The 19,844-nt window shown below is 53.6% G+C and carries 19 protein-coding genes; 3 read left to right on the forward strand and 16 right to left on the reverse strand.

Annotated elements, in window-relative coordinates:
* The first annotated feature begins 160 nt into the window (after positions 1-160).
* Together nosP and Q8W32_RS10610 are read left to right on the forward strand one after the other, a co-directional pair.
* Positions 161-1,321: a nitric oxide-sensing protein NosP gene (gene nosP, locus Q8W32_RS10605; RefSeq protein ID WP_305414912.1), complete on the forward strand. Its 1,161-nt coding sequence runs from the start codon at positions 161-163 to the stop codon at positions 1,319-1,321.
* Positions 1,318-3,942 (forward strand): NahK/ErcS family hybrid sensor histidine kinase/response regulator, encoded by a 2,625-nt coding sequence (locus tag Q8W32_RS10610; RefSeq protein WP_305414871.1) that lies wholly within the window; start codon positions 1,318-1,320, stop codon positions 3,940-3,942. Before nosP ends, Q8W32_RS10610 begins: the two co-directional genes overlap by 4 nt.
* 61 nt (positions 3,943-4,003) lie before the next feature.
* On the opposite strand, the gene greB is transcribed toward Q8W32_RS10610, so the two are convergent.
* From greB to ccoN, 12 genes are all read right to left on the reverse strand, one after another.
* Entirely contained in the window at positions 4,004-4,483 is a 480-nt protein-coding gene (gene greB / locus Q8W32_RS10615) for a transcription elongation factor GreB (RefSeq protein ID WP_305414872.1), read from the reverse strand.
* 64 nt (positions 4,484-4,547) lie between these two features.
* A complete protein-coding gene (gene ttcA, locus Q8W32_RS10620) occupies positions 4,548-5,399 on the reverse strand; it encodes a tRNA 2-thiocytidine(32) synthetase TtcA (RefSeq protein WP_303434299.1) in 852 nt (283 codons plus the stop codon).
* Positions 5,400-5,614: 215 nt separating this feature from the next.
* A complete protein-coding gene (fnr, locus tag Q8W32_RS10625; RefSeq protein ID WP_303434298.1) occupies positions 5,615-6,394 on the reverse strand; it encodes a fumarate/nitrate reduction transcriptional regulator Fnr in 780 nt (259 codons plus the stop codon).
* 163 nt (positions 6,395-6,557) lie between these two features.
* Positions 6,558-7,214: a sulfite exporter TauE/SafE family protein gene (locus Q8W32_RS10630; protein ID WP_303434297.1), complete on the reverse strand. Its 657-nt coding sequence runs from the start codon at positions 7,212-7,214 to the stop codon at positions 6,558-6,560.
* Positions 7,211-7,432, reverse strand: a complete 222-nt coding sequence (gene ccoS / locus Q8W32_RS10635) for a cbb3-type cytochrome oxidase assembly protein CcoS (protein ID WP_305414873.1) — start codon at positions 7,430-7,432, stop codon at positions 7,211-7,213. Before ccoS ends, Q8W32_RS10630 begins: the two co-directional genes overlap by 4 nt.
* A gap of 61 nt (positions 7,433-7,493) precedes the next feature.
* Positions 7,494-9,968, reverse strand: coding sequence for a heavy metal translocating P-type ATPase (locus tag Q8W32_RS10640; RefSeq protein WP_305414875.1), 2,475 nt, complete (start codon positions 9,966-9,968; stop codon positions 7,494-7,496).
* Entirely contained in the window at positions 9,965-10,465 is a 501-nt protein-coding gene (locus tag Q8W32_RS10645) for a FixH family protein (RefSeq protein WP_303434294.1), read from the reverse strand. The genes Q8W32_RS10640 and Q8W32_RS10645 overlap by 4 nt, the downstream gene beginning before the upstream one ends.
* Before the next feature lie 248 nt (positions 10,466-10,713).
* Positions 10,714-12,120 (reverse strand): cytochrome c oxidase accessory protein CcoG, encoded by a 1,407-nt coding sequence (ccoG, locus tag Q8W32_RS10650; RefSeq protein WP_305414877.1) that lies wholly within the window; start codon positions 12,118-12,120, stop codon positions 10,714-10,716.
* A 219-nt stretch (positions 12,121-12,339) separates the two neighbouring features.
* On the reverse strand, positions 12,340-13,260 hold the full coding sequence (gene ccoP, locus Q8W32_RS10655; protein WP_303434292.1) for a cytochrome-c oxidase, cbb3-type subunit III: 921 nt from the start codon (positions 13,258-13,260) through the stop codon (positions 12,340-12,342).
* A gap of 2 nt (positions 13,261-13,262) precedes the next feature.
* Complete coding sequence (locus tag Q8W32_RS10660) at positions 13,263-13,442, reverse strand: cbb3-type cytochrome c oxidase subunit 3 (RefSeq protein ID WP_303434291.1); 180 nt, start codon at positions 13,440-13,442, stop codon at positions 13,263-13,265.
* Between the two features lie 4 nt (positions 13,443-13,446).
* Complete coding sequence (gene ccoO, locus Q8W32_RS10665; protein WP_370693306.1) at positions 13,447-14,055, reverse strand: cytochrome-c oxidase, cbb3-type subunit II; 609 nt, start codon at positions 14,053-14,055, stop codon at positions 13,447-13,449.
* A 12-nt stretch (positions 14,056-14,067) separates the two neighbouring features.
* The gene (ccoN, locus tag Q8W32_RS10670) at positions 14,068-15,501 is read right to left on the reverse strand and encodes a cytochrome-c oxidase, cbb3-type subunit I (RefSeq protein ID WP_303434290.1); all 1,434 of its coding nucleotides are present in this window, start codon (positions 15,499-15,501) and stop codon (positions 14,068-14,070) included.
* A 361-nt stretch (positions 15,502-15,862) separates the two neighbouring features.
* Between ccoN and Q8W32_RS10675 the strand changes: the two genes are divergently transcribed.
* Complete coding sequence (locus tag Q8W32_RS10675; protein ID WP_305414879.1) at positions 15,863-16,525, forward strand: alpha/beta fold hydrolase; 663 nt, start codon at positions 15,863-15,865, stop codon at positions 16,523-16,525.
* 1 nt (position 16,526) lies between these two features.
* On the opposite strand, the gene Q8W32_RS10680 is transcribed toward Q8W32_RS10675, so the two are convergent.
* The 4 genes from Q8W32_RS10680 to Q8W32_RS10695 all read right to left on the reverse strand — a co-directional run bounded on the left by Q8W32_RS10680 (position 16,527) and on the right by Q8W32_RS10695 (position 19,794).
* On the reverse strand, positions 16,527-16,808 hold the full coding sequence (locus tag Q8W32_RS10680) for an antibiotic biosynthesis monooxygenase (RefSeq protein ID WP_303434288.1): 282 nt from the start codon (positions 16,806-16,808) through the stop codon (positions 16,527-16,529).
* Positions 16,809-16,914: 106 nt separating this feature from the next.
* Positions 16,915-17,304, reverse strand: a complete 390-nt coding sequence (locus Q8W32_RS10685) for a roadblock/LC7 domain-containing protein (protein WP_303434287.1) — start codon at positions 17,302-17,304, stop codon at positions 16,915-16,917.
* 68 nt (positions 17,305-17,372) lie between these two features.
* Positions 17,373-17,903 carry an ATP/GTP-binding protein gene (locus Q8W32_RS10690; RefSeq protein ID WP_303434286.1) on the reverse strand — a complete coding sequence of 177 codons (531 nt, stop codon included), beginning with the start codon at positions 17,901-17,903 and terminating at the stop codon, positions 17,373-17,375.
* Positions 17,904-18,096: 193 nt separating this feature from the next.
* Positions 18,097-19,794: a beta-ketoacyl synthase gene (locus Q8W32_RS10695; RefSeq protein WP_305414880.1), complete on the reverse strand. Its 1,698-nt coding sequence runs from the start codon at positions 19,792-19,794 to the stop codon at positions 18,097-18,099.
* Positions 19,795-19,844 lie beyond the last annotated feature (50 nt).

Consider the following 19,844-nt stretch of genomic DNA (forward strand, 5'->3'; position numbering starts at 1 on the left):
GCTGGTGAATCGGGGCAGAGTCGTGAACTCAGCCAAACGAATGTGCCAACAGAGGAAGCACCGGGTCGGAAGTAGCATGTTCCTGCCCTTTGCGGTTAAGTAAACTCATGCGCTATGGAAAGAATATCCTGAGTGGTGTGGAGGCAGGAAGGTGGAAACGATGCTGGCATTACAACCCAAACAGTACGATGGCATAAAAACAGCCTGTTCAGCCAGCCAGGATCCAGAGGTTGCCGCGCAAGAGTTATTGCAGGAACTGGCGGGTATCGAGCTGAGTCAGGTGGTGTTTTTCTGCTCCAACGATTTTGACTTTGAAGCCCTGGCCAAGGCGCTGGGCGAGTGTTTTTCCGGTGTTAACCTGGTGGGCTGTACCACCGCCGGAGAAATCTCGCCGCTGGGGTATTGCAGCGGCAGTATTACCGCGATTGGATTTCCGGCTTCATCGTTTGCGATCCAGTCGGCCCTGATGTCCGATCTGGCCCGCTTCAGCTTTGCTGATGCCCAGGGGCTGATTCACCAGATGCTCGACCACTGCCGTGAGCAGCAGGTTGCGCCCATCAAGGGCAATACCTTTGCCCTGACCTTGCTGGACGGACTGTCGGTAGAAGAAGAGCGCTTGCTGCGTTTGCTGAACGCACACCTCGGCAGTATTCCCTTGCTGGGAGGGTCGGCGGCCGATGATATGTGCCATAACAAAACCCATGTGTATTATGACGGCCGTTTCCATACCAACGCCGCCATTCTGTTACTGGTGAATACCGCCTTTGATTTTGAGGCCTTCAGTATTCATCATCTGCTGCCGACCGATGACAAGCTGGTGGTGACCAATGCCGATCCACTGGAACGGCGGGTATTTGAGATCAACGCCGAACCCGCTGCCCTGGAATACGCCCGGGTATTGAATATTCCGCTGGAGACTTTGAATCCGCAAATATTTGCCCTGAACCCCTTGTCGGTAAAAATCGGTGAGCGCTATTACCCCCGCGCCATTCAGAAAGTGAACCCGGACAACAGCCTGTCTTTTTATTGTGCGGTGGATACTGGCATTGTACTGACGTGTTCACGGTCAGATGACATGCTGGCGCAGCTGGATGGTTTATTCGACGACATCAGCCAGCGCATCGGCACGCCGCAGTTGATCCTGGGCTATGATTGTATTTTTCGGCGGCTGGAGCTGCAGCATCTTGGCTTGCTTGAGACCGCGTCCACCATGTTTGCGCACCATAAGGTGATTGGTTTTAACACCTATGGGGAACAGTTTAACGGCATGCATTTGAACCAGACGTTCACCGGTGTGGCACTGGGAGGAAATGACTATTGAGTGCAGAGGTCGATGAACTCAAGCGGCGCCTGGCCGAACTTGAAGACAAAAACCAGCGGCTGGAAAAAATCAATCAGGCGCTGATGCACCGGGTTGAAGCCGGGCCGGAAAATTCTGACGGTGCCTACGATAACTTCAAGCACTCGGTCTATCTGGCGGAGCAGGTACGTGAACGTACCGAGGCGCTGAATGAAGCGATGCACAGCCTTAAAAGTACCAACGTCGAGCTGGTACGGGCCAATGCCGCCGCCACCAATGCCCACGATCTGTTACGACAAGCGATTGAAAGCATTTCCGATGCCTTTGTGCTGTACGATGCCGACCGCAAGCTGGTGCTGGCTAACTCCCGTTTCAACCAGTTCTGGCAATGCTCCGGTATTGAAATTTCCCCCGGTATGGAACAGCAGCAGATCCATAAACTGTCGCAGCACTACCGCTTGATTGACCGTTATTATGGTGAAGCGGTCAGCACTGGTTATGGTGCCTTGCCGGGGGATGGCAAGGTCTTCCATATGCGTAGCGGTGCCTGGGTGCATGTCAGTGAACGGCCGACACGGGATGGCGGTCTGGTGGTGTTGTACAAGGACATCAGCGCGCTGATCGAAAATGAACGGGCGTTGCGCGAACGGGCGTTGGCGACCAAGTCCCGTACCCTGCAAAATACCCTCGATAAACTTTCGCAGGGAGTGGTGCTGGTCAATCAGGCCCAGCACCTGGAAACCTGGAATCACCGCTTTGCCGAACTGACCGGGTTAAGCAAGGCGGTGCTGGAGTCCGGCTTCAGTTTCTCTGGCATGATGCAGCTGACCGAAGTGGATGACCTCAACCCCTTGTCAAAAGACGGGCAGGGCAGGCCTTGCCTGCAGCTGGAGCAGGTGTTGTCGGATGGCCGGGTGCTGGAAATCCGTACCCATCCGATGCCCGATGGTGAGTTCGTCAATACCTATACCGATATCACCGAACGCAGCCGGGCGGTAAGAGCCTTGGCCGAGAGTGAACAACGTATCCGGGTCATCACCGATACCGTGCCGGCGCTGATTGGGTATGTCGACAAGAACCTCAGTATTATGTTTTCCAACCGTGCCTATGAAACCTGGTACGGTTATGAGCGCGAAGATATCCTCGGCCGCCGCATGGAAGAGATTATCCAGCCGGAGCAGATGCGGCGCTTGCGGCCTTATATCGAACGGGCGCTCAGTGGGCGCAGTGTGAATTTTGAAATCACCGATCCCGCTCCGGATGGCGAAATCCGCCATGTGGTCAAAAACTATGTGCCGGAAATCGACAGTCAGGGAGAGGTGCAGGGGTTTTATGTGCTGATTCAGGATATTACTGAAATCCGCCGGACTTCCGAGGCACTGACCCAGGCCTATCAACACCTGGAGCAACGGGTCGAAGACCGCACCAAGGAGCTGACGGAGCTGAATGGCCAGCTGCTGCAGGAGATCGAAGAGCGGGTGCAAATGGAGCATCGCCTGCGGGATGCCAAGCAGGAAGCCGAAAAAGCCAACCACAGCAAAACCAAATTCCTCGCCGCGGCCAGCCATGACCTGTTGCAGCCGATGAATGCTGCGCGGCTGTTTTGTGCTTCCTTGATGGAACACAATCTGGATGAGCGTACCCGGCAACTGGTGTTTTCGCTGAATTATTCACTCGAAGATGTCGAAAGTCTGCTGGCGGCGCTGGTGGATATTTCCAAGCTGGATGCCGGGGTCGTCAAACCCGATATTACGGCTTTCAGTGCCGGGGACCTGTTGGGGAATCTGGCCAATGAATATCGTACGCTGGCAGCGGATTCCGGGCTGGCGTTTGAGTTTGTCGCCACTTCAGCGGTGATCCTGACCGACTCACAGTTGTTAGCCCGTATTCTGCGTAACTTCCTGACCAATTCCGTGCGTTATACCCGCGAGGGCAAGATTTCTCTCGGTTGTCGCCGTCGTCCACAAGGGCTGGAAATACAGGTCTGGGATTCCGGTGTGGGGATTGCCGAAGACAAGCTGGAGGAGATATTCCTTGAGTTTAATCGCGGCAGCCAGAAAGACACGGCGCGGGACAAGGGGTTGGGTTTGGGGTTGGCGATCGTGGATAAAATGTCCGGTATTCTGGGGCATCCGATCAAGGTGCAGTCCCGACTTGGCTTTGGCTCCTGTTTTTCGGTATTGGTGCCTTATGGTCGCCGCCAGCTGTCCCGCAAGGCAACCACACCGGGATTGGCCTTGTTGGGCAATCAGCAATTTCGGGGACGCCGGGCGCTGGTGATTGATAATGAAGCATCGATCTGTCAGGCCATGGCGGTGTTGCTCAGTGGCTGGGGTTTTGAGGTGATCACCGCGCGTAGTTACGAAGAACTGCTGGTGCAACAACCAGAGCTGGATGCCGGTATTGATTTGATTCTCGCCGATTATCATCTCGACAATGGCGTCACCGGGCTGGATGTGGTTCGGCAGATGCGTACCGATCTGGGGCTGGATGCGCCGGTGCTGATGATTACGGCCAATTACACCAATGTGCTGAAACAGGAAGTGCGGGAGCTGGGCTATCGTTTGATGAACAAGCCGGTACGCCCGGCGAAACTCAAAGCCATGATCCATCATATGATTCATCAGGCCATTGTGGTGTAAATCACGGATTCCAGCTTCCAGCCGGTTTCTGGATCAGAACAGCGGCCAACCTCGTCTCTTGTTATAACGGGGTATCGTAACGAATGGCGGTGATTTCCCATTCCCGGGTTGCTTCTTCTGTTTTGATGAACACATCATCACCGACTGACTTCCCCAGACACGCTCTGACAACCGGCGCATTAACAGAGGCATAATGCTTTTTGCCGTAGATTTCATCCGGGCCAACGATACGGAAAAGCAAGGTGTTATCCTCTTCGTCCATCAGGGTAACCCAGGCACCAAAATAGGCCTTGCCTTCCTGACTGGGGTGGTATTCGCTGACCCGTACAGCGTCCAGCCGTTTTCTGAGATAGCGCACCCGGCGGTCAATCTCTCGCAGCCGTTTTTTGTTGTACTGATAGTCGGCATTTTCAGAACGGTCGCCCAGACTCGCTGCCCAGGTCACTTTTTTGGTGACTTCCGGGCGTTCAGTTCGCCAGAGATAATCCAGCTCCTGCTCCAGCTCTGTATACCCCTCAGGGGTGATGATATTGGTATCCATGGTTCTCCCTTGAAGGTTGGGTGCGCTGTCTGGTGAGGAGCTGCCCAGGGGCCGGGACGCGCCTTTAATCGATGGTGACGATATCGAGCCGGGTGGCCAGGTGCGTCTGGTCTTGTTGTTGTTGCAAATTGACAAAATCAAACAGATTGAGATCGCCGAGCTGGGAGGGGGCGATGTTGCAGATGGCAGCAAAGATATTCTCGCTGCGGCCTGGTTGTATTCTTTCCCATTCGGTCAGCATATTCTTGATGTTCTGGCGCTGCATGTTGTCCTGGGAGCCGCACAGGTTACAAGGGATGATTGGGAACTCCATGGCGGTCGAATAAGCCTGGATGTCTTTTTCCTTGCAGTAGGCCAGCGGACGGATCAGAACGTGCTTTTTATCGTCGCTGAGCAGCTTGGGTGGCATGGCTTTGAGTTTGCCGCCGTAAAACATGTTCAGGAATAAGGTTTCAATGATGTCGTCGCGATGATGGCCCAGGGCGATTTTATTGGCACCAATTTTTTCAGCAAAGCCGTAGAGGGTGCCGCGACGCAGGCGGGAGCACAGGCCGCAGGTGGTTTTTCCTTCCGGCACCAGATCCATGACCACGCTGTACGTGTCTTTTTCAACAATATGGTAGGGAATATCCAGCTTGCCCAGATACTCGGGTAACACGTGTTCGGGGAAGCCGGGCTGTTTCTGGTCCATATTGACGGCAATCAGCTCAAAGTTGACCGGGGCGCTTTTTTTCAGGCTGATCAGGATATCGAGCATGGTGTAGGAGTCTTTGCCGCCCGACAGGCATACCATGATCCGGTCACCTTCTTCGATCATGCAATAGTCTTCAATCGCCTTGCCAACGTTTCGGCGCAAACGTTTATGAAGTTTGTTGAATTCGGTGCGTGCTTTGCGATCAATGACATCGGCGGTCATGCTGGAAAACTCCTGAGCATTCTGGGGCGGAACACTGGCTAAAAATCAGGCGGCGAATTCTAGCGAATAGATTGGCTGGCGTCAGTAACTGTTGCCAGCCAATAACAACGCGGTGGCCGGTTAGCGGGTTCAGGGATGAAACTGGGCACAGAAACAAGGATATAAGGGGTTTTTTGCCGTTACCGCTGAGAAGGGTAACGGCACGCTGTGCGGGATTATTCCGCCGGCGTTTTCTCGTCACATTCAATTTGTGGGTTCAGTCCGGCCATTTCATACAGGCTGTTCATGTCCAGAACGATGATTTCCTTGCTCTGGGTTTCGATCAGGGCATTTTTCTGGAAACGGGTGAATACCCGACTGATGGTTTCTACCGCGAGGCCAAGGTAGTTGCTGATGTCGACCCGCGACATGGGCAGGCGGAAGTGGGTGGCACTGAAACCGCGTCGAGCGTAACGGTTGGAGATATCCAGCAAAAACGAGGCTACACGTTCTTCGGCGTTCTTTTTGCTCAACAGCAACATCATGTTCTGGTCGTGACGAATTTCGTTGCCCATGGTGCGCATCAACTGTTTGCGCAGGTCGGGGAGTTCGTCGGTCAGGTTTTCCAGCTGATGAACCGGAATTTCACAGACGGTGGTGGTTTCCAGCGCTTTGGCGGTGAGAGGGTAATCACCGGCATCGTAACCGGCCAGGCCAATCAGTTCGCTGGCGAGATGAAAGCCAGTGATCTGTTCTTCGCCATTACTGGCCAGGGTGTAGGTTTTCAGGGCACCGGTACGTACCGCAAACACGGACTGGAATTCATCCCCTTGCTGGAATAACAGCTGGCCTTTTTGAATGGGTCGGCCACGGCGAATGATATCGTCCAGTCGCTCCATATCTGTGTCACTGAGCGAGAGTGGCAGACACAGTGCGTTCAGGGAGCAAGTCTGGCAGTGGGGTTGATTACCGCGCAAGGGAGGGTGCGCAGGCTGTGCAGCTTGGTTTGTTTTCATTGAGCTCACCGTGTCGGGTTTTCCGTTATGTAGGGAAGAACCGTGTTCCATTAATTTTCGTATGGTCTTAGCTCGACGAGTGGCTGTCAAGACATTGGTCAAGGTATTGAGTCAAGGTATTGTCAACGGATGATCAGTCGCTGATCAATAACGACCCTGGCTACTATAACCAGATGGCTGCTGCAGTCCAAACGCCGTAACCAATCAGTAACAGTCCGGCAATGATACGGCTAAGGCTGTGACTGAGTAATCGGCTCAGGCTGGTGGCGGCGAGGCCACTGGCGAACAGGGCAGGCAGTGTGCCAAGGCCAAAGCAGAACATGGTCAGTGCCCCTTTGAGGGGATCACCATTGGCGGCGACCCAGCTCAAAGTGCTGTATACCAGTCCGCAAGGGAGCCAGCCCCATAGCAGTCCAAGGCGAAAGCGACTGCTGATCGAATATTGTGTCATCAAGGGGCGGGTAGCAGGCTGCAGCCTTTGCCATAGATATTGGCCAACTTGTTCGATACGGGTGAGCCAGCTTGCCCAGCGGGCAACGTAGAGCCCCATCAGCACCAGCAGTATGGCGGCCAGTGTACGTAATGCCAGCATCAGTACATCATTCAGTTGTTGTAGCCATAAGCCAAGCAGCGAGACGAGCAGGCCGGCAAAGGCGTAACTGGTGATACGACCGCTGTTAAAAGCCAGTGCTGTCAGTAGCGGTTGTTGTTGTGAGCGGGTGCCAATGGCGGCGGCAATGCCGCCACACATTACCAGGCAGTGACTGGAGCCAAACAGGCCCAGCAACAGGGCGGTTAACAGGGAGAGTGGTTCAATCACAATGGGTTTTTATCGGTTGCCGTGGTATGGGGTGCTGGTGTTGTGTCGGTTGCTGCGGGTTGGGTGCTTGCGGGATCGTCATCGTCATCAAAGAGAATTCTGTGAGCCGGAGATTCCATATCATCAAACTGGCCGCTGCGCACTGCCCAGAAAAAAATCAGCGTGGCAATGCTGATCAGGACGATCGAAAGTGGAACAAGTATGTAGATAATATCCATGTTATGTCCATCAAACCAAGCGAGTGGAAGCCATTATAATCTGGCCTTGTGGCTGAGTGTGCTAATTGTGACCGGATACATCCGGTTTGGTCGTCCGGGATAGTCGCAGCGCATTACTGACCACCAAAAGCGAACTGAATGACATGCCAATGGCTGCGGCCCAGGGAGGAATATAACCTGCCGCTGCCACTGGCAAGGCCAGCAGATTATACAGCAGCGCCCAAGCGATATTCTGGTAGATCACCTGGCGGGTACGGCTGGCGGTGTCCAGAGCCTGTAATACACAGTCCAGGCGGCCGCTGGTGACCAGGGCATCGGCGCTGGTTTTGGCCAGGTCCGTGGCGTCACTGACGGCAATGGCAATGTCGGCCCCAGCCAGTACCGGGACATCGTTGATGCCATCGCCAATCATTAATACACGTTCTCCCTGCTGTTGCCACAGGCGTACCTGTTGTAGCTTCTGTTCGGGTGACAAGCCGATCTGGACGTCGTCAATACCCAGCTGTGTTGCCAGTTGTTGACCTGAGGCGCCGGGGTCGCCGGTGAGCAAGGCTGTTTTGATTTTGCGTTGGCGCAGGCCCTGGGTCAGGCTGGTGGCGGATTTTCGGATGCTGTCCCCGAGCCGGATCCAGGCTGCAGCCTGACCGTCGACACTGAGCAGCAGCCATTGCCCTTCCTGATGGTTCAACTGACTGGTATCCAGCGAGGAGTGGTCAGGCAAGGCAAAGTCGGGGCGGCCAAAGCGGACGGCATATGACTGTTCTGCTGTTGGCTGCCATTGCCCCTGAATGCCAGCCCCGGTGTGTTGCTGGACCTCGGTGACGGTGTCGGGACGAATCCGGCGAAAAGCGCGAGCAATCGGGTGACTGCTGGATTTTTCCAGTCCGGCGGTAATGGCGAGTACCTGGTCGCTGTCCAGTTCCCCTGCCAGAACGACGTCTTCAATGGTGAGCTTGCCTTGGGTGAGGGTGCCGGTTTTATCGAATACTACCCGGTCGATGGTCGGGAGGGATTCCAGTACGTGGCCTTTGCTGATGAGTAATCCGGCCTCTCGTAGCGCGCCGGTGGCCGCTGTCAGCGCCGTTGGTGTTGCCAGCGACAAGGCGCAAGGGCAGGTGACGACCAGTACCGACAAGGCGATAAAAAAGGCGTGATCGTTACCCTGTTGCCACCAAAACAGAAAAACAGCCGACGAAATCAGCAAGACGGCGGCAACAAAACGACTGGCAATCCGATCGGCGATCAGGGCTATTCGGGGTTTTTCCTGCTGTGCCCGATCCATCAGACGAACAATGGTCGACAGCTGGGCTTCCGCTCCGGTGGCTGTGACCTGCATGATAATCGGGCTTTCGATATTGATGGTGCCGCCAATCAGGTGATCCTGATTACGTTTGGTGACGGGCAGGTATTCGCCCGTCAGGGCAGCTTCGTCGACGGAGCTGCGACCCTGGATCACAACGCCGTCGGCAGGAATGGCATGACCGGGCTTGATCAGCAGCAAATCTCCCAGTCTGACTTCTTCGCTGGCAATAACCGTTTCGGTGGCGTTTGGGGTGTCGTCACTGAGTTTCAGAGCGACGTTGGGCAGCAGCGTCAGCAGGTTGTTACCGGATTTTCCCATGCGATGACGGGCGCGCATTTCCAGAAAGCGGCCCAGCAGCAAAAAGAAGGTGAACATGCAGACGGAGTCAAAATAGACCTCTTTGCCCTGGTTGAACGTGCTCCAGATGCTGGCACAAAATGCCAGGGCAATCGCGAGGGAAACCGGTACATCCATGGTCAGGTGGCGGGTTTTGAGGTCCCGGATTGAGGCTTCAAAAAAAGGCCAGGCTGCGTACAGCACCACAGGTAATGTCAGTAACATGGAGGCCAGGCGCATAAAAAATTCGTATTGCGGCACCATGCCCACATACAGGGGGACGGCCAGCATCATTACCTGCATCATGCCGATGCCAGCAACCGCCAGACGGCGGATGCTGCGCTTGCCTTCGACATGACGTTGCTGTTCGGCAGCGGTTGCAGAAAAAGGGGAGGCGCGGTAACCAAGGCGGTAAATTTGTTCGATCAGACTGGAAACCGGTATTTTCTCTGGTTCCCAGCGTACCACCAGGCGGTGGTTGGACAGATTGAGGACGGCCTGGTCAACGCCGGGTAGCGCATTCAGACGGTGTTCGATTAACCAGGCGCAGGCTGCACAACTGATACCATCGATCACCAGGGTGGCTTCTGCCATACCATTGTCCAGCCGGGCAACAAAACGTTGCTGCATGGCCTCGCTGTCGTATAGCGCCAGTGATTCCCGTGCTTGCAGTTCATGGTCGTCCAGTTCGGCGGGAGACAGTTCTGGCAGCGCGGTGCGGTGCTTGTAATAGTCTTTCAGGCCGCTGGCGACAATGGTTTCGGCAATGGCCTTGCAGCCCGGACAACACATGGGCTGTGATTGACCATCAATCAGGGCTGACCAGCGTTTTTCGTCAGACGGGCTGACGTTTTCACCACAGTGAAAGCACCGGGTGTTATTGGCATGCTCTGTCATTGGGCGTTCAGTTGTACGACCTTGCTGTATTCCAGCTGTTCTGTGGAGCGTATCCGCCAGCCCTGATCCGGGCTTTGTAACCAGACATAACGCCGGGATGGCAGTTGTATATCGGCGGCGGCAATATAAAGCCCGGGCTCTGTGCGCTGCAGAATGATTTCAAGATCCCGCTCTTGCAGGGTTGGGTGGATCAGTTCCAGCAATAAGGTATCTGGCTCCTGCTCCAGCTGGCCGTCGAGAACCAGGCGGGCTTCATGATTGGCAAACACCAGACTGCTACGGATCTGCAGACGGCTGGCCTGATGGTCCATTTCGACATTTTCGGTATAGCTGACACCGTCTTTATAGTAGCTGTCGCTTACCAGTGAATCCTTGCTGCTGACCGCCAGGGTAATCATGACAACACCCCAGCAAACGGTAACGGCAGGAATTCCGGCAACCAGCCACATCAATGGCTCTTTGTACCAGGGTTGGGCTGGCTGGGTATCTGATTTCATAGTGCTCTCTGGGTCTGGACTGCTGGCAGGGTCTGTTTGGGTATGGTATTGCTTTTGAGTTCCACTGCCCGAAAAAAAAGCCGCCCAAGTGTAACCACTTGGACGGCGACTCTCTAGCAACTTTGTCATTCCCGTTGTCCGATCAATGGCAGAATTGGATGCAGTTGATCTAACAACAGGCTTTTGGAGTGACATTGCTGCGCCAGAATGGATTTTCTGGCGCAAGCCGATAGTCGCCTGATGGCTGACTAGGTTCTTGGTGCGATAAAGCGGCTTTCTTCACGGGCGACTTCTTCGCCGCTTTGTTGGTCTACCACAATAAACTCAATATTGGTTTTACTGGATGGTAATTTGGCGATTGCCGGGTCAATTTCAAGGTTGACGGAGATCTCGCGCAATTCGTTAACCCGAATGTTGTAGGTGTCCGGAGCATCCATGGTGGCGTTTGGCAGCCCTTCAACCTTGAGGAGATAGGTACGCGGTTGTTGCGACATATTCATCATTTTCAGGGTGTAGCTATTGGTGACGGTATCGTTCGGTGTAACGCGGTACAAGCTGCCGCGATCCCGGGCAATATCCAGTTCAAACGGCACCCGACTGGCAATGGCATAGACAAAGGCTCCCATCATCACCAACAACATAAAGGCATAACCCAGCAGTCTGGGGCGCATAAGGTGCGTTTTTTGGCCTTCCAGCTCATTTTCGGTGGTATAGCGTATCAACCCCTTGGGTTTGTTCAGCTTGTCCATAATGGAGTCGCAGGCGTCGATACAGAGCGCACAGCCAATACATTGGTATTGCAGACCATCACGAATATCAATGCCGGTAGGGCAGACCTGAACACAGAGGGAGCAGTCGACACAATCGCCCAGCTGGCTGGTGTCGGTCTCTTGCTTGGCTTTTTTGGTGCGTCTGCCCCGTGGCTCGCCACGGTTCAGGTCGTAGGATACGGCGAGAGTATCGGCATCGTACATAACAGACTGGAAACGAGCGTAAGGACACATGTAGATACACACTTGTTCACGCATCCAGCCAGCATTAATGTAGGTAGCCAGGGTGAAAAATGCGATCCAGAATATTTCCCAGCCATTGAGGTCGGCTGACAACATATCCGGTATCAATTCACGGATAGGAGAGAAGTAGCCAACAAAGGTGACCCCGGTAGCCAGTGCAACAAAGAGCCAGAGGGTGTGCTTGAGTGCTTTTTTACGCATTGTGCTGGGGGACATATTGCCCTTGTCCATCTTGATACGCTGGTTACGGCTGCCTTCAACCCGTTCTTCTATCCACATGAACAGGAACGACCAGGCTGACTGGGGGCAGGTGTAGCCACACCAGACCCTTCCTGCCAGGTTGGTGATGGTAAAGAGGCCAAAGGCTGCAATGATCAGTGCGAAGGACAACAGAATAAAATCCTGGGGCCAGAAGGTAACACCAAAGATATTGAATTGGCGTGCGGGCAAGTCGAAATAGACGGCCTGGCGACCGCCCCAGTTAATCCATACGGTGCCGTAGTATCCTAGCATTAATGCCCATAGGCTGTAGGTTCTCAGTTTCTGGAAAAAACCGATAATTTCCCGGACATATATTTTTTCACGCTTGGCGTACATGCTCTCGGTTTTCGGCGTGACGTCTTTGACAGGGATGTTACTCATGGCAGCTAATCACCTTGGTTGCTTGTGTTGGCTGGCGTAGCAGGTGGCGCCTCAAACGGGCACCTTCGGGAGCGTCAGCAAATCTATATAATGGTGTGATTATATAGTTCGTATGCGGTTGATATATCTAAAAAAAGCGGCCAATGGCCGCTTTTTTCCTGTTCATTGTCACAACTCAACATCGTGTTGGTGTGAGAGGCTGGTTGCGACAATCATGAATCACTGGTGAGACAGTGAATACACGTAGGTAGCCAGCAGATGAATTTTGGCATCTGCATTGTCACCAAGGATTTCCTTGTGAGCTGGCATATTACCGTTACGACCATGACGCAAAGTCATTTCAATCTGTTTACTGGAACCACCATATAACCAGATTTCGTCGGTCAGGTTTGGCGCACCCATCATCTGGTTACCTTTACCATCAGCGCCGTGACAAATGGCACAGTTTTGCATGAACTTGGGCGCTGCTGCTTCCACCAGCGTTTCATCATGCTTCAGGCCGGACAGGCTACGTACATAGCTGACCATTTCGGTAACCCCTTCCTCGCCCAGAATCGCGATCCAGGCAGGCATGGCACCCTGGCGACCATTGGTAATGGTCTGGGTGATTTGTGCTGGAGCTCCACCGTACAACCAGTCATTGTCGGTCAGGTTGGGGAAGCCCAGTGCACCTTTGGCACCACTGCCGTGACAGACCGAGCAGTTGCTTTTGAACAGGCGTTGACCAGTTTGCAATGCATCGTCGTTATGGATCAGTTCCTCAATCGGGGTCGATGAGTACTGGGCATAAAGAGGTGCAATTTCTTTCTCAAACGCCTGGACTTCGGCTTTCCACTGGTTTTCCTGGCTCCAGGCCACTTCTTGCCCGTCAACAGTAACGGTGAGGAAGCCCTTGTAGTTACCCAGGCCAAAAGAAGCCAGGTAGCCGAGACCAAAAATAATGGTGCCCCAGAACATGAACACCCACCAGCGAGGCAGAGGGTTATCAATTTCTTCAATGCCGTCGTAGCTATGACCGGTGGTCTGGTCGGTTTCTTCTTTGCGCATGCCGCGACTGGTGTACGTGATCAGCACACCACAGCTAATAATGGATCCCAATATGATGACGGAAATCCATACTTGCCAGAAAGTACTTAACATAATTACTTGCTCCGATCTTTATCGCCGTGCATGGGAAGGCCGTCGTCATCCTCAAGAAATGGAATATCTCCATCTTCTTCAAAACGTTTCCTCCGGCTGGAGCCATAGGCCCACCAGAAGATTGCCAGCATTGCAACCAGAGCAAAGATCGAACCTAGCCCGCGCACGTCGTTAATATCCATGGGATTACCGTTTAGTGATCACTGTGCCCAGCTGTTGCAGATACGCAACCAGGGCTTCGATTTCAGGTTTGCCATTAACTGCCGCTTTAGCACCTTCGATGTCTTCATCTGTGTATGGCACGCCGACCATTCGCAGGGCTTTCATCTTTTTCGGTGTATCACGGCCATCAACCTTGTCTTCAAACAACCAGGGATAAGACGGCATGATGGACTCAGGTACAACGTCACGGGGGTTATACAAGTGAGCGCGGTGCCACTCGTTGGAATAACGTCCGCCAACACGAGCCAGGTCTGGACCAGTACGTTTGGAGCCCCACAGGAACGGATGCTCATACACGGATTCGCCGGCCACAGAGTAAGGACCATAACGCTCGGTTTCAGCACGGAATGGACGAACCATCTGGGTGTGACATACATGGCAACCTTCACGGATGTAGATGTCGCGACCTTCCAGCTGCAGCGCATTTAATGGTTTCAGGCCTTCAACCGGTGTGTTGGTGTCTTTGGCGAAGAAGAGAGGAACAATTTCAACCAATCCACCCCAGCTAAGAGCGATGACGATCAGTATTACCATTAACGGCATACTTTGTTCGATAGTGTCGTGCTTAATCATCTGAATAACTCCTTACGCCTGAGCGATTGCCGTGGCGGCAATGTCTTTCTTGGCTGCACGAACCGTCATGTAGACGTTGTAAGCCATGATCAGCATGCCTGTCAGGAACAGGGCACCACCGATAACACGACCAACGTATCCAGGGTGTGACGCCGAGACAGACTCAACAAAGCTGAATGTCAGGGTACCGTCGGCGTTGACTGCACGCCACATCAGGCCTTGCATAATGCCGTTTACCCACATTGCAACAATGTAGAAAACCGTACCGATGGTCGCGAGCCAGAAGTGAGCATTGATCAGGGCAATGGAGTACATGTCACCTGCCTTGCGACCGAACATGATCGGAATCAGGTGGTACATGGCACCGATAGAAACCATGGCAACCCAACCGAGAGCACCGGAGTGCACGTGACCAATGGTCCAGTCGGTATTGTGGGACAGGGCGTTAACTGTTTTGATCGCCATCATCGGGCCTTCGAAGGTCGACATGCCGTAGAACGACAGGGAAACCACCAGGAAGCGCAGGATGGGGTCGGTACGCAGTTTGTGCCAGGCACCTGACAGCGTCATCATGCCGTTGATCATGCCGCCCCAGCTAGGCGCCAGCAGAATCAGGGACATGACCATGCCGGAGGTTTGTGCCCAGTCTGGCAGGGCAGAGTAGTGCAGGTGGTGAGCACCGGCCCATACGTAGATAGAAATCAGTGCCCAGAAATGCACGATGGACAGACGGTAGGAATATACCGGGCGGCCAGCCTGTTTGGGAACGAAGTAGTACATGATGCCGAGGAAACCAGCAGTCAGGAAGAAACCTACCGCGTTGTGACCCCACCACCACTGCACCATGGCGTCAACGGTACCGGCGTAGAGAGAGTAGGACTTGGTCAGTGTGACTGGCACCGCCAGGTTGTTACCAATATACAGAATCGCAATCATGATCATGAAAGCCGCAAAGAACCAGTTGGCAACATAGATATGCTTTTCCTTGCGGATAGCCAGTGTGCCGAGGAAGTTCACCACGTAAGCAACCCAGACAATCGCTACCAGAATATCGATAGGCCATTCCAGCTCGGCGTATTCCTTGGTGGATGTCAGGCCCATCGGCAAGGTGATGGCAGCCAGTACAATGACGGTATTCCATCCCCAGAAGGTGAAGCTGGCCAGAGTGTCCGAAAACAACCGGGTACGACAGGTACGTTGCACAATGAAGTAAGACGTAGCGAAGAGGGCGCTACCGCCAAAGGCAAAAATAACCGCGTTGGTGTGTAATGGGCGTAAACGTCCAAAAGACAGCCATGGGGTATCGAAGTTAAGTGCGGGCCAAGCCAGCTGGGCAGCGATGAATACACCGGCTGTCATGCCAACTATGCCCCAGACAACCGTCATGATGGCAAATTGTCTTACCACCTTGTAGTTGTATTCGGGATGGTCGATTGCTGTGCTCATGATTGGATTCCAATAACAGCGTGGGATTGAGGGTTCTAAATTTTGGCGACACATTATCGGGTGGTTATTGCCGCTTTGCAATAAACGTCCGGCAACTGTCTGATATTTCAGGGATATAACATTCGCAGAATGTACCCTGATTGCCCATTGTAATTGAGAATTAATATCATTAAATGATATGGCCTGCTCGACTGTTATTCGGGCTGTTATCCGTTATAAATACCGGTAATACGGCGTTTATGGCGGTGTCGGTTATGATAAGGCGGGTGTCTTTCCTGATCTTGACTTAACGCAATGAAGCCAAAAACGATCACCAACGAGTAGCGGAAAATGGAACTTGAGACCAAAGTGGTAACACTAAATGACCGCTAAAAATTATGGCAAAACAGTAAAAAAACCGTCTGATCCGGTTGTTGTACTGGTTCATGGGGCGGGTGCAGGCCTTGATTCCGGTTTTTTGGTCGCGGCAAAAGCGGGTTTTGAAGCCCGGGGACTGACCGTTATCGGTGTTGAATTTGATTATATGATCCAGGCTCGGGCTGCGGGCAAGCGTCGTCCACCGCCAGCAGTGGCCGGTCTGGTTGTGGAGTTGCGCGAGGTCGTTGAGGCGCTTGGGAAGCCAGTGGTGATTGTTGGTAAATCGATGGGCGGGCGTATTGCTTCCATGCTGGCGGCGTCTGATGGCATGCCAGCCAATGTATTGGCCGTCAGTGTACTGGGTTATCCCTTTCATCCAACAGGTAAACCGCACCAGCTCAGGGTCCAGCATTTTGAACAGATCCAGGTGCCTTTGATGATTTTCCAGGGCAGTCGGGATCCGTTTGGCCGAGCGGCGGAAATCCAGCCATTATTCGCTGCATCATCCTGGCCGGGCACTGTTGAGCTGCACTGGCTGGAGAGTGGGGATCATGATTTCCAGCCGACCAGGCGTTCGGGAAAAAGCCGCGAGGATTTGCTGGATGAAGCGCTGGACGCCACCGTGACATGGATGCAGCAGCGGCTTGCTGAACGCCTTGGGAGATAGCTCAGGCAGTCAGAATGCTGAACCGTTCTTCGCGCATCAGGATCGGCTGGATTGCAGCGATAACTCTTTTGCGTTCACTGGATATGGCCCAGGCTTCCCAGTCTCTCAGGCTTTTCCAGTTGGTAATAATAATGCGATGACGGCTATCCTTGGCGTCTTTGTAAGAGGCCCCGGAGACATAGCCCGGAGCTTCAAGGATGGCTTGCAGCGTTTGTTTGATGGCATCTTCATAGGTCGATTCCATATCGTCCGCGATACGACGATCGATAATAACCTTGATCATGTGGTGCTGTTCCTGAATCGGTTGGTTTTGCAGACACTAGTGCGATGGTGGTTACAAAGCAAGTCCGGACGCAGACTCTTTGGTTGGGTGGCTGCAGGGAATCGGGCTAGCCAAGCAGGTCATGCAGTGCATTGACTGCGGTGGATGTTTCTTGCAATACCATACCGAGATTGGCCGAAGGCGTTGTTGATACCGCCAGTACGGCGTTGAGGCCGATATGGGTCAATAGCATGACTCCCTGGCTGCCCATGACCATCACCTGATTCAGCTCGCCAATATCAACCTCCTGGGAGGCGCGTTCCGCCAATACCAGCAAGGAGGCGCTCATGGCAGCAAATATATCGCTGTCAATGCCCTTTCCCAGCGCTGAAGAAATGATCAGGCCATCGGTTGTCATGGCTGCGGTAGCCAATATGGCTCCCTCAGAGTTGGTAATCATGTCGCTTAAAACAGTAAAAATCTGTTTCGCTTCAGGATGAGGTGCTGCATCGTTCATTATTTAACTTCCTTCTGGGATCGGCGTCGTTTATCAGGGCTGAGTACCCGGCAAGGTTGGTCTTTCATTTACTTGAGGCCCAGTTCCAGAATCGAGAGCATGCTCATCAGCATGACTTCGACGTCTTCTGATTTACGGGCATCGACTTCATAGACGGGCGCATTGATGCCCATTTCCTGCAGTTTGTTGATGTAGGCTGACAGCGGTGGTGTGGCAGAAATATCCATACGGGTAATGCCGACTACCAGCGCGTTGTTATCGATGAATTTACGGAATGCATCGATATAAACCACCATGTCATCGATCGGGTTTTCTGACACGTTATCGATCAGTAATACCAGCCCCAGACCACCGACGGTCAGGACGTCCCACATAAAACTGAAACGTGTCTGGCCGGGAGTACCAAACAAGTGGACTTTTTCCCCACCAGGCAGATTGATAAGACCATAATCCATTGCCACCGTGGTGGTGTCTTTGCGTAATGCAACGTCATCGCTGGCCTTGGCTTCGGTTTTAACAACCGGTACATCGCTAATGGCGGCAATTGCGGTGGTTTTCCCCGCGCCTACTTGCCCGCCAAAGATAATCTTGTAGTCCATTTTTTTCTGTGGCCTGAGTATGTGAATCGGTCCGATAGTCTACTGATCATTTTCTTTCAGCAATGAGGTTTTTGCCGCAAATTTGTCAGATTTTGCCTGGCTGCTGGAGAATTCAGGGGCGGTTGCTCGCCAACCTTCCCCTGATCCAGGGCTTCTGTCCCGGGCAGAAAACCGTCACTGACGCCCGAAGGGGTCAGAGAGAGACAGGTTTGTCCCACCCGGAGATATAAATTTCCTCATCGCTGATGGTCAGGTCGTCCGGGCCTAACACCTGTTCACCGAAGTGATAACGTGGCCGGGTTTTACCTGCGATCGCATCCTTATCGTATTGGTACGCCGTTTCTACCACTAGTTCGTTACGATGCCAATAGCGGTTGATCTCGTTTGTGCTGTAGCGCTGTTCTATTAATTGCCGGGTATGGGCTGGGGATATAATCATGGCGGATGCATTGTTGCCACCAAAGCCCTTGGCATTGATAAAGGCCACTGGGAGTTCTGCCGGGTCAACCGGCTTGTCTTGCAAGACAAACTCGAGCTGCTGTTGGTGTACGTCGTCGGCAATGGTGTGTACGGTTTTGATGCCGGGAATCACGCCTTCGGACCAGGTACCCAGCGTTGCGGTGAGCTGATCTGCTGAGGCTGCAGCGAGGGAGTGGCCCACGTATGCCTTGACGGCTGTGATTGGCCAGTTTTCCAGTTTGAAGGCCCCGGCAAGCTGCTGGTAAATATGGGATTCCGTCACCCGGTTCTGCGGTGTGCTGCTGCCATGGGCATGGACAAAGCTGCCGTTGCGCAAGATATCATCACCGAGCAGGCGGCGGGCATTGGCGACGACTTTACCCATGGTCAGGTAGTTACCGATGCCCGGGTTGGAAATGGATTTTTTATAACCATCGGCATTGATCTGTACGTCACCGATGCTGCCATGGATATTCAGCCCCAGTTCCAGCGCCAATTTATCATCGGTCAGAATAAAAAACTGTGCCGATTCAGCCAGGGTAAAGCCACAGTTTTCACCAAATGGACGGCTGGCGCGGCGGAAGTCAGCGTCTTCGGTGTCTGCGACCTTGTCGAGATCCCGTAATTTGTGTTCGGACGCCAATGCCGTCATGGCATTGTAGCCTTCGACGATTTCAGGCATCAGGGGGGCTTCTGAATTACCGACAATCACAATACGGCGCTTGCCGCTTTCGATCTCGTCTTTGGCAAGGCGCAGGTTGTACAGGAAGGTGGCGCAAGCGGCGGTCATGCAGCCAGTGGTGCCCACGTTGCCAAGGACATAGGCGTTAATAAAGTCGGCGGGCATCTGGCTCATGCTCATGGCGCATTGCTTGGATGACGTGCGCTTGCCCAGTAATGCCGCTTGCATCATGCCGCCGTTGCCAGTCGCATCAGGCTGGCCCATGGAAGAACCGGCGTAAACAGCAATCTCATCAGGGCCTACCTGTTGGCACAGGGTTTCCCATTCAATGCCCAGCGATCCCAGTGCATCGGATGCGCCATAGACCGCCATTTGCAAGCCCCGGGGGTGGTGTAATGAGCGGTACAGAGTGGCCGGGTCAAAACCCAGTGGCAGTTGCCCGGCACTTTGTACCGGTAAGCGCTTGTGCGTCAGACGCCAGCAGGGGTTGCCTTCTTCATCTTTAAATGGTTTGTGGAAGGGCACGGCCTTGGCATCCCATGACACGTTGTCCCATTCGCGAACCAGTGTGCCGTTCAGAATAGTGTGCTCATCGCTGGTGGCCATCAGGCTGGCGAGGCTGGTGAGGGTTTGTTCGCGTTTGGCCCCTGTCAATGATTCAAAGATCATACGACGGAATGCGTGGTGGCCTGAACTGCGGCCTGCGGCGTTGATGCCGCCAAAGCCGGTGATGACTGCCAGATTTTTCATAGTTGAGACCCCTGGAAAATTTTCCCTATCTTAAGGGGATAGAAATTCGA

Source organism: Oceanobacter sp. 3_MG-2023 (assembly GCF_030688925.1).
Lineage (GTDB): Bacteria > Pseudomonadota > Gammaproteobacteria > Pseudomonadales > Oceanobacteraceae > Oceanobacter.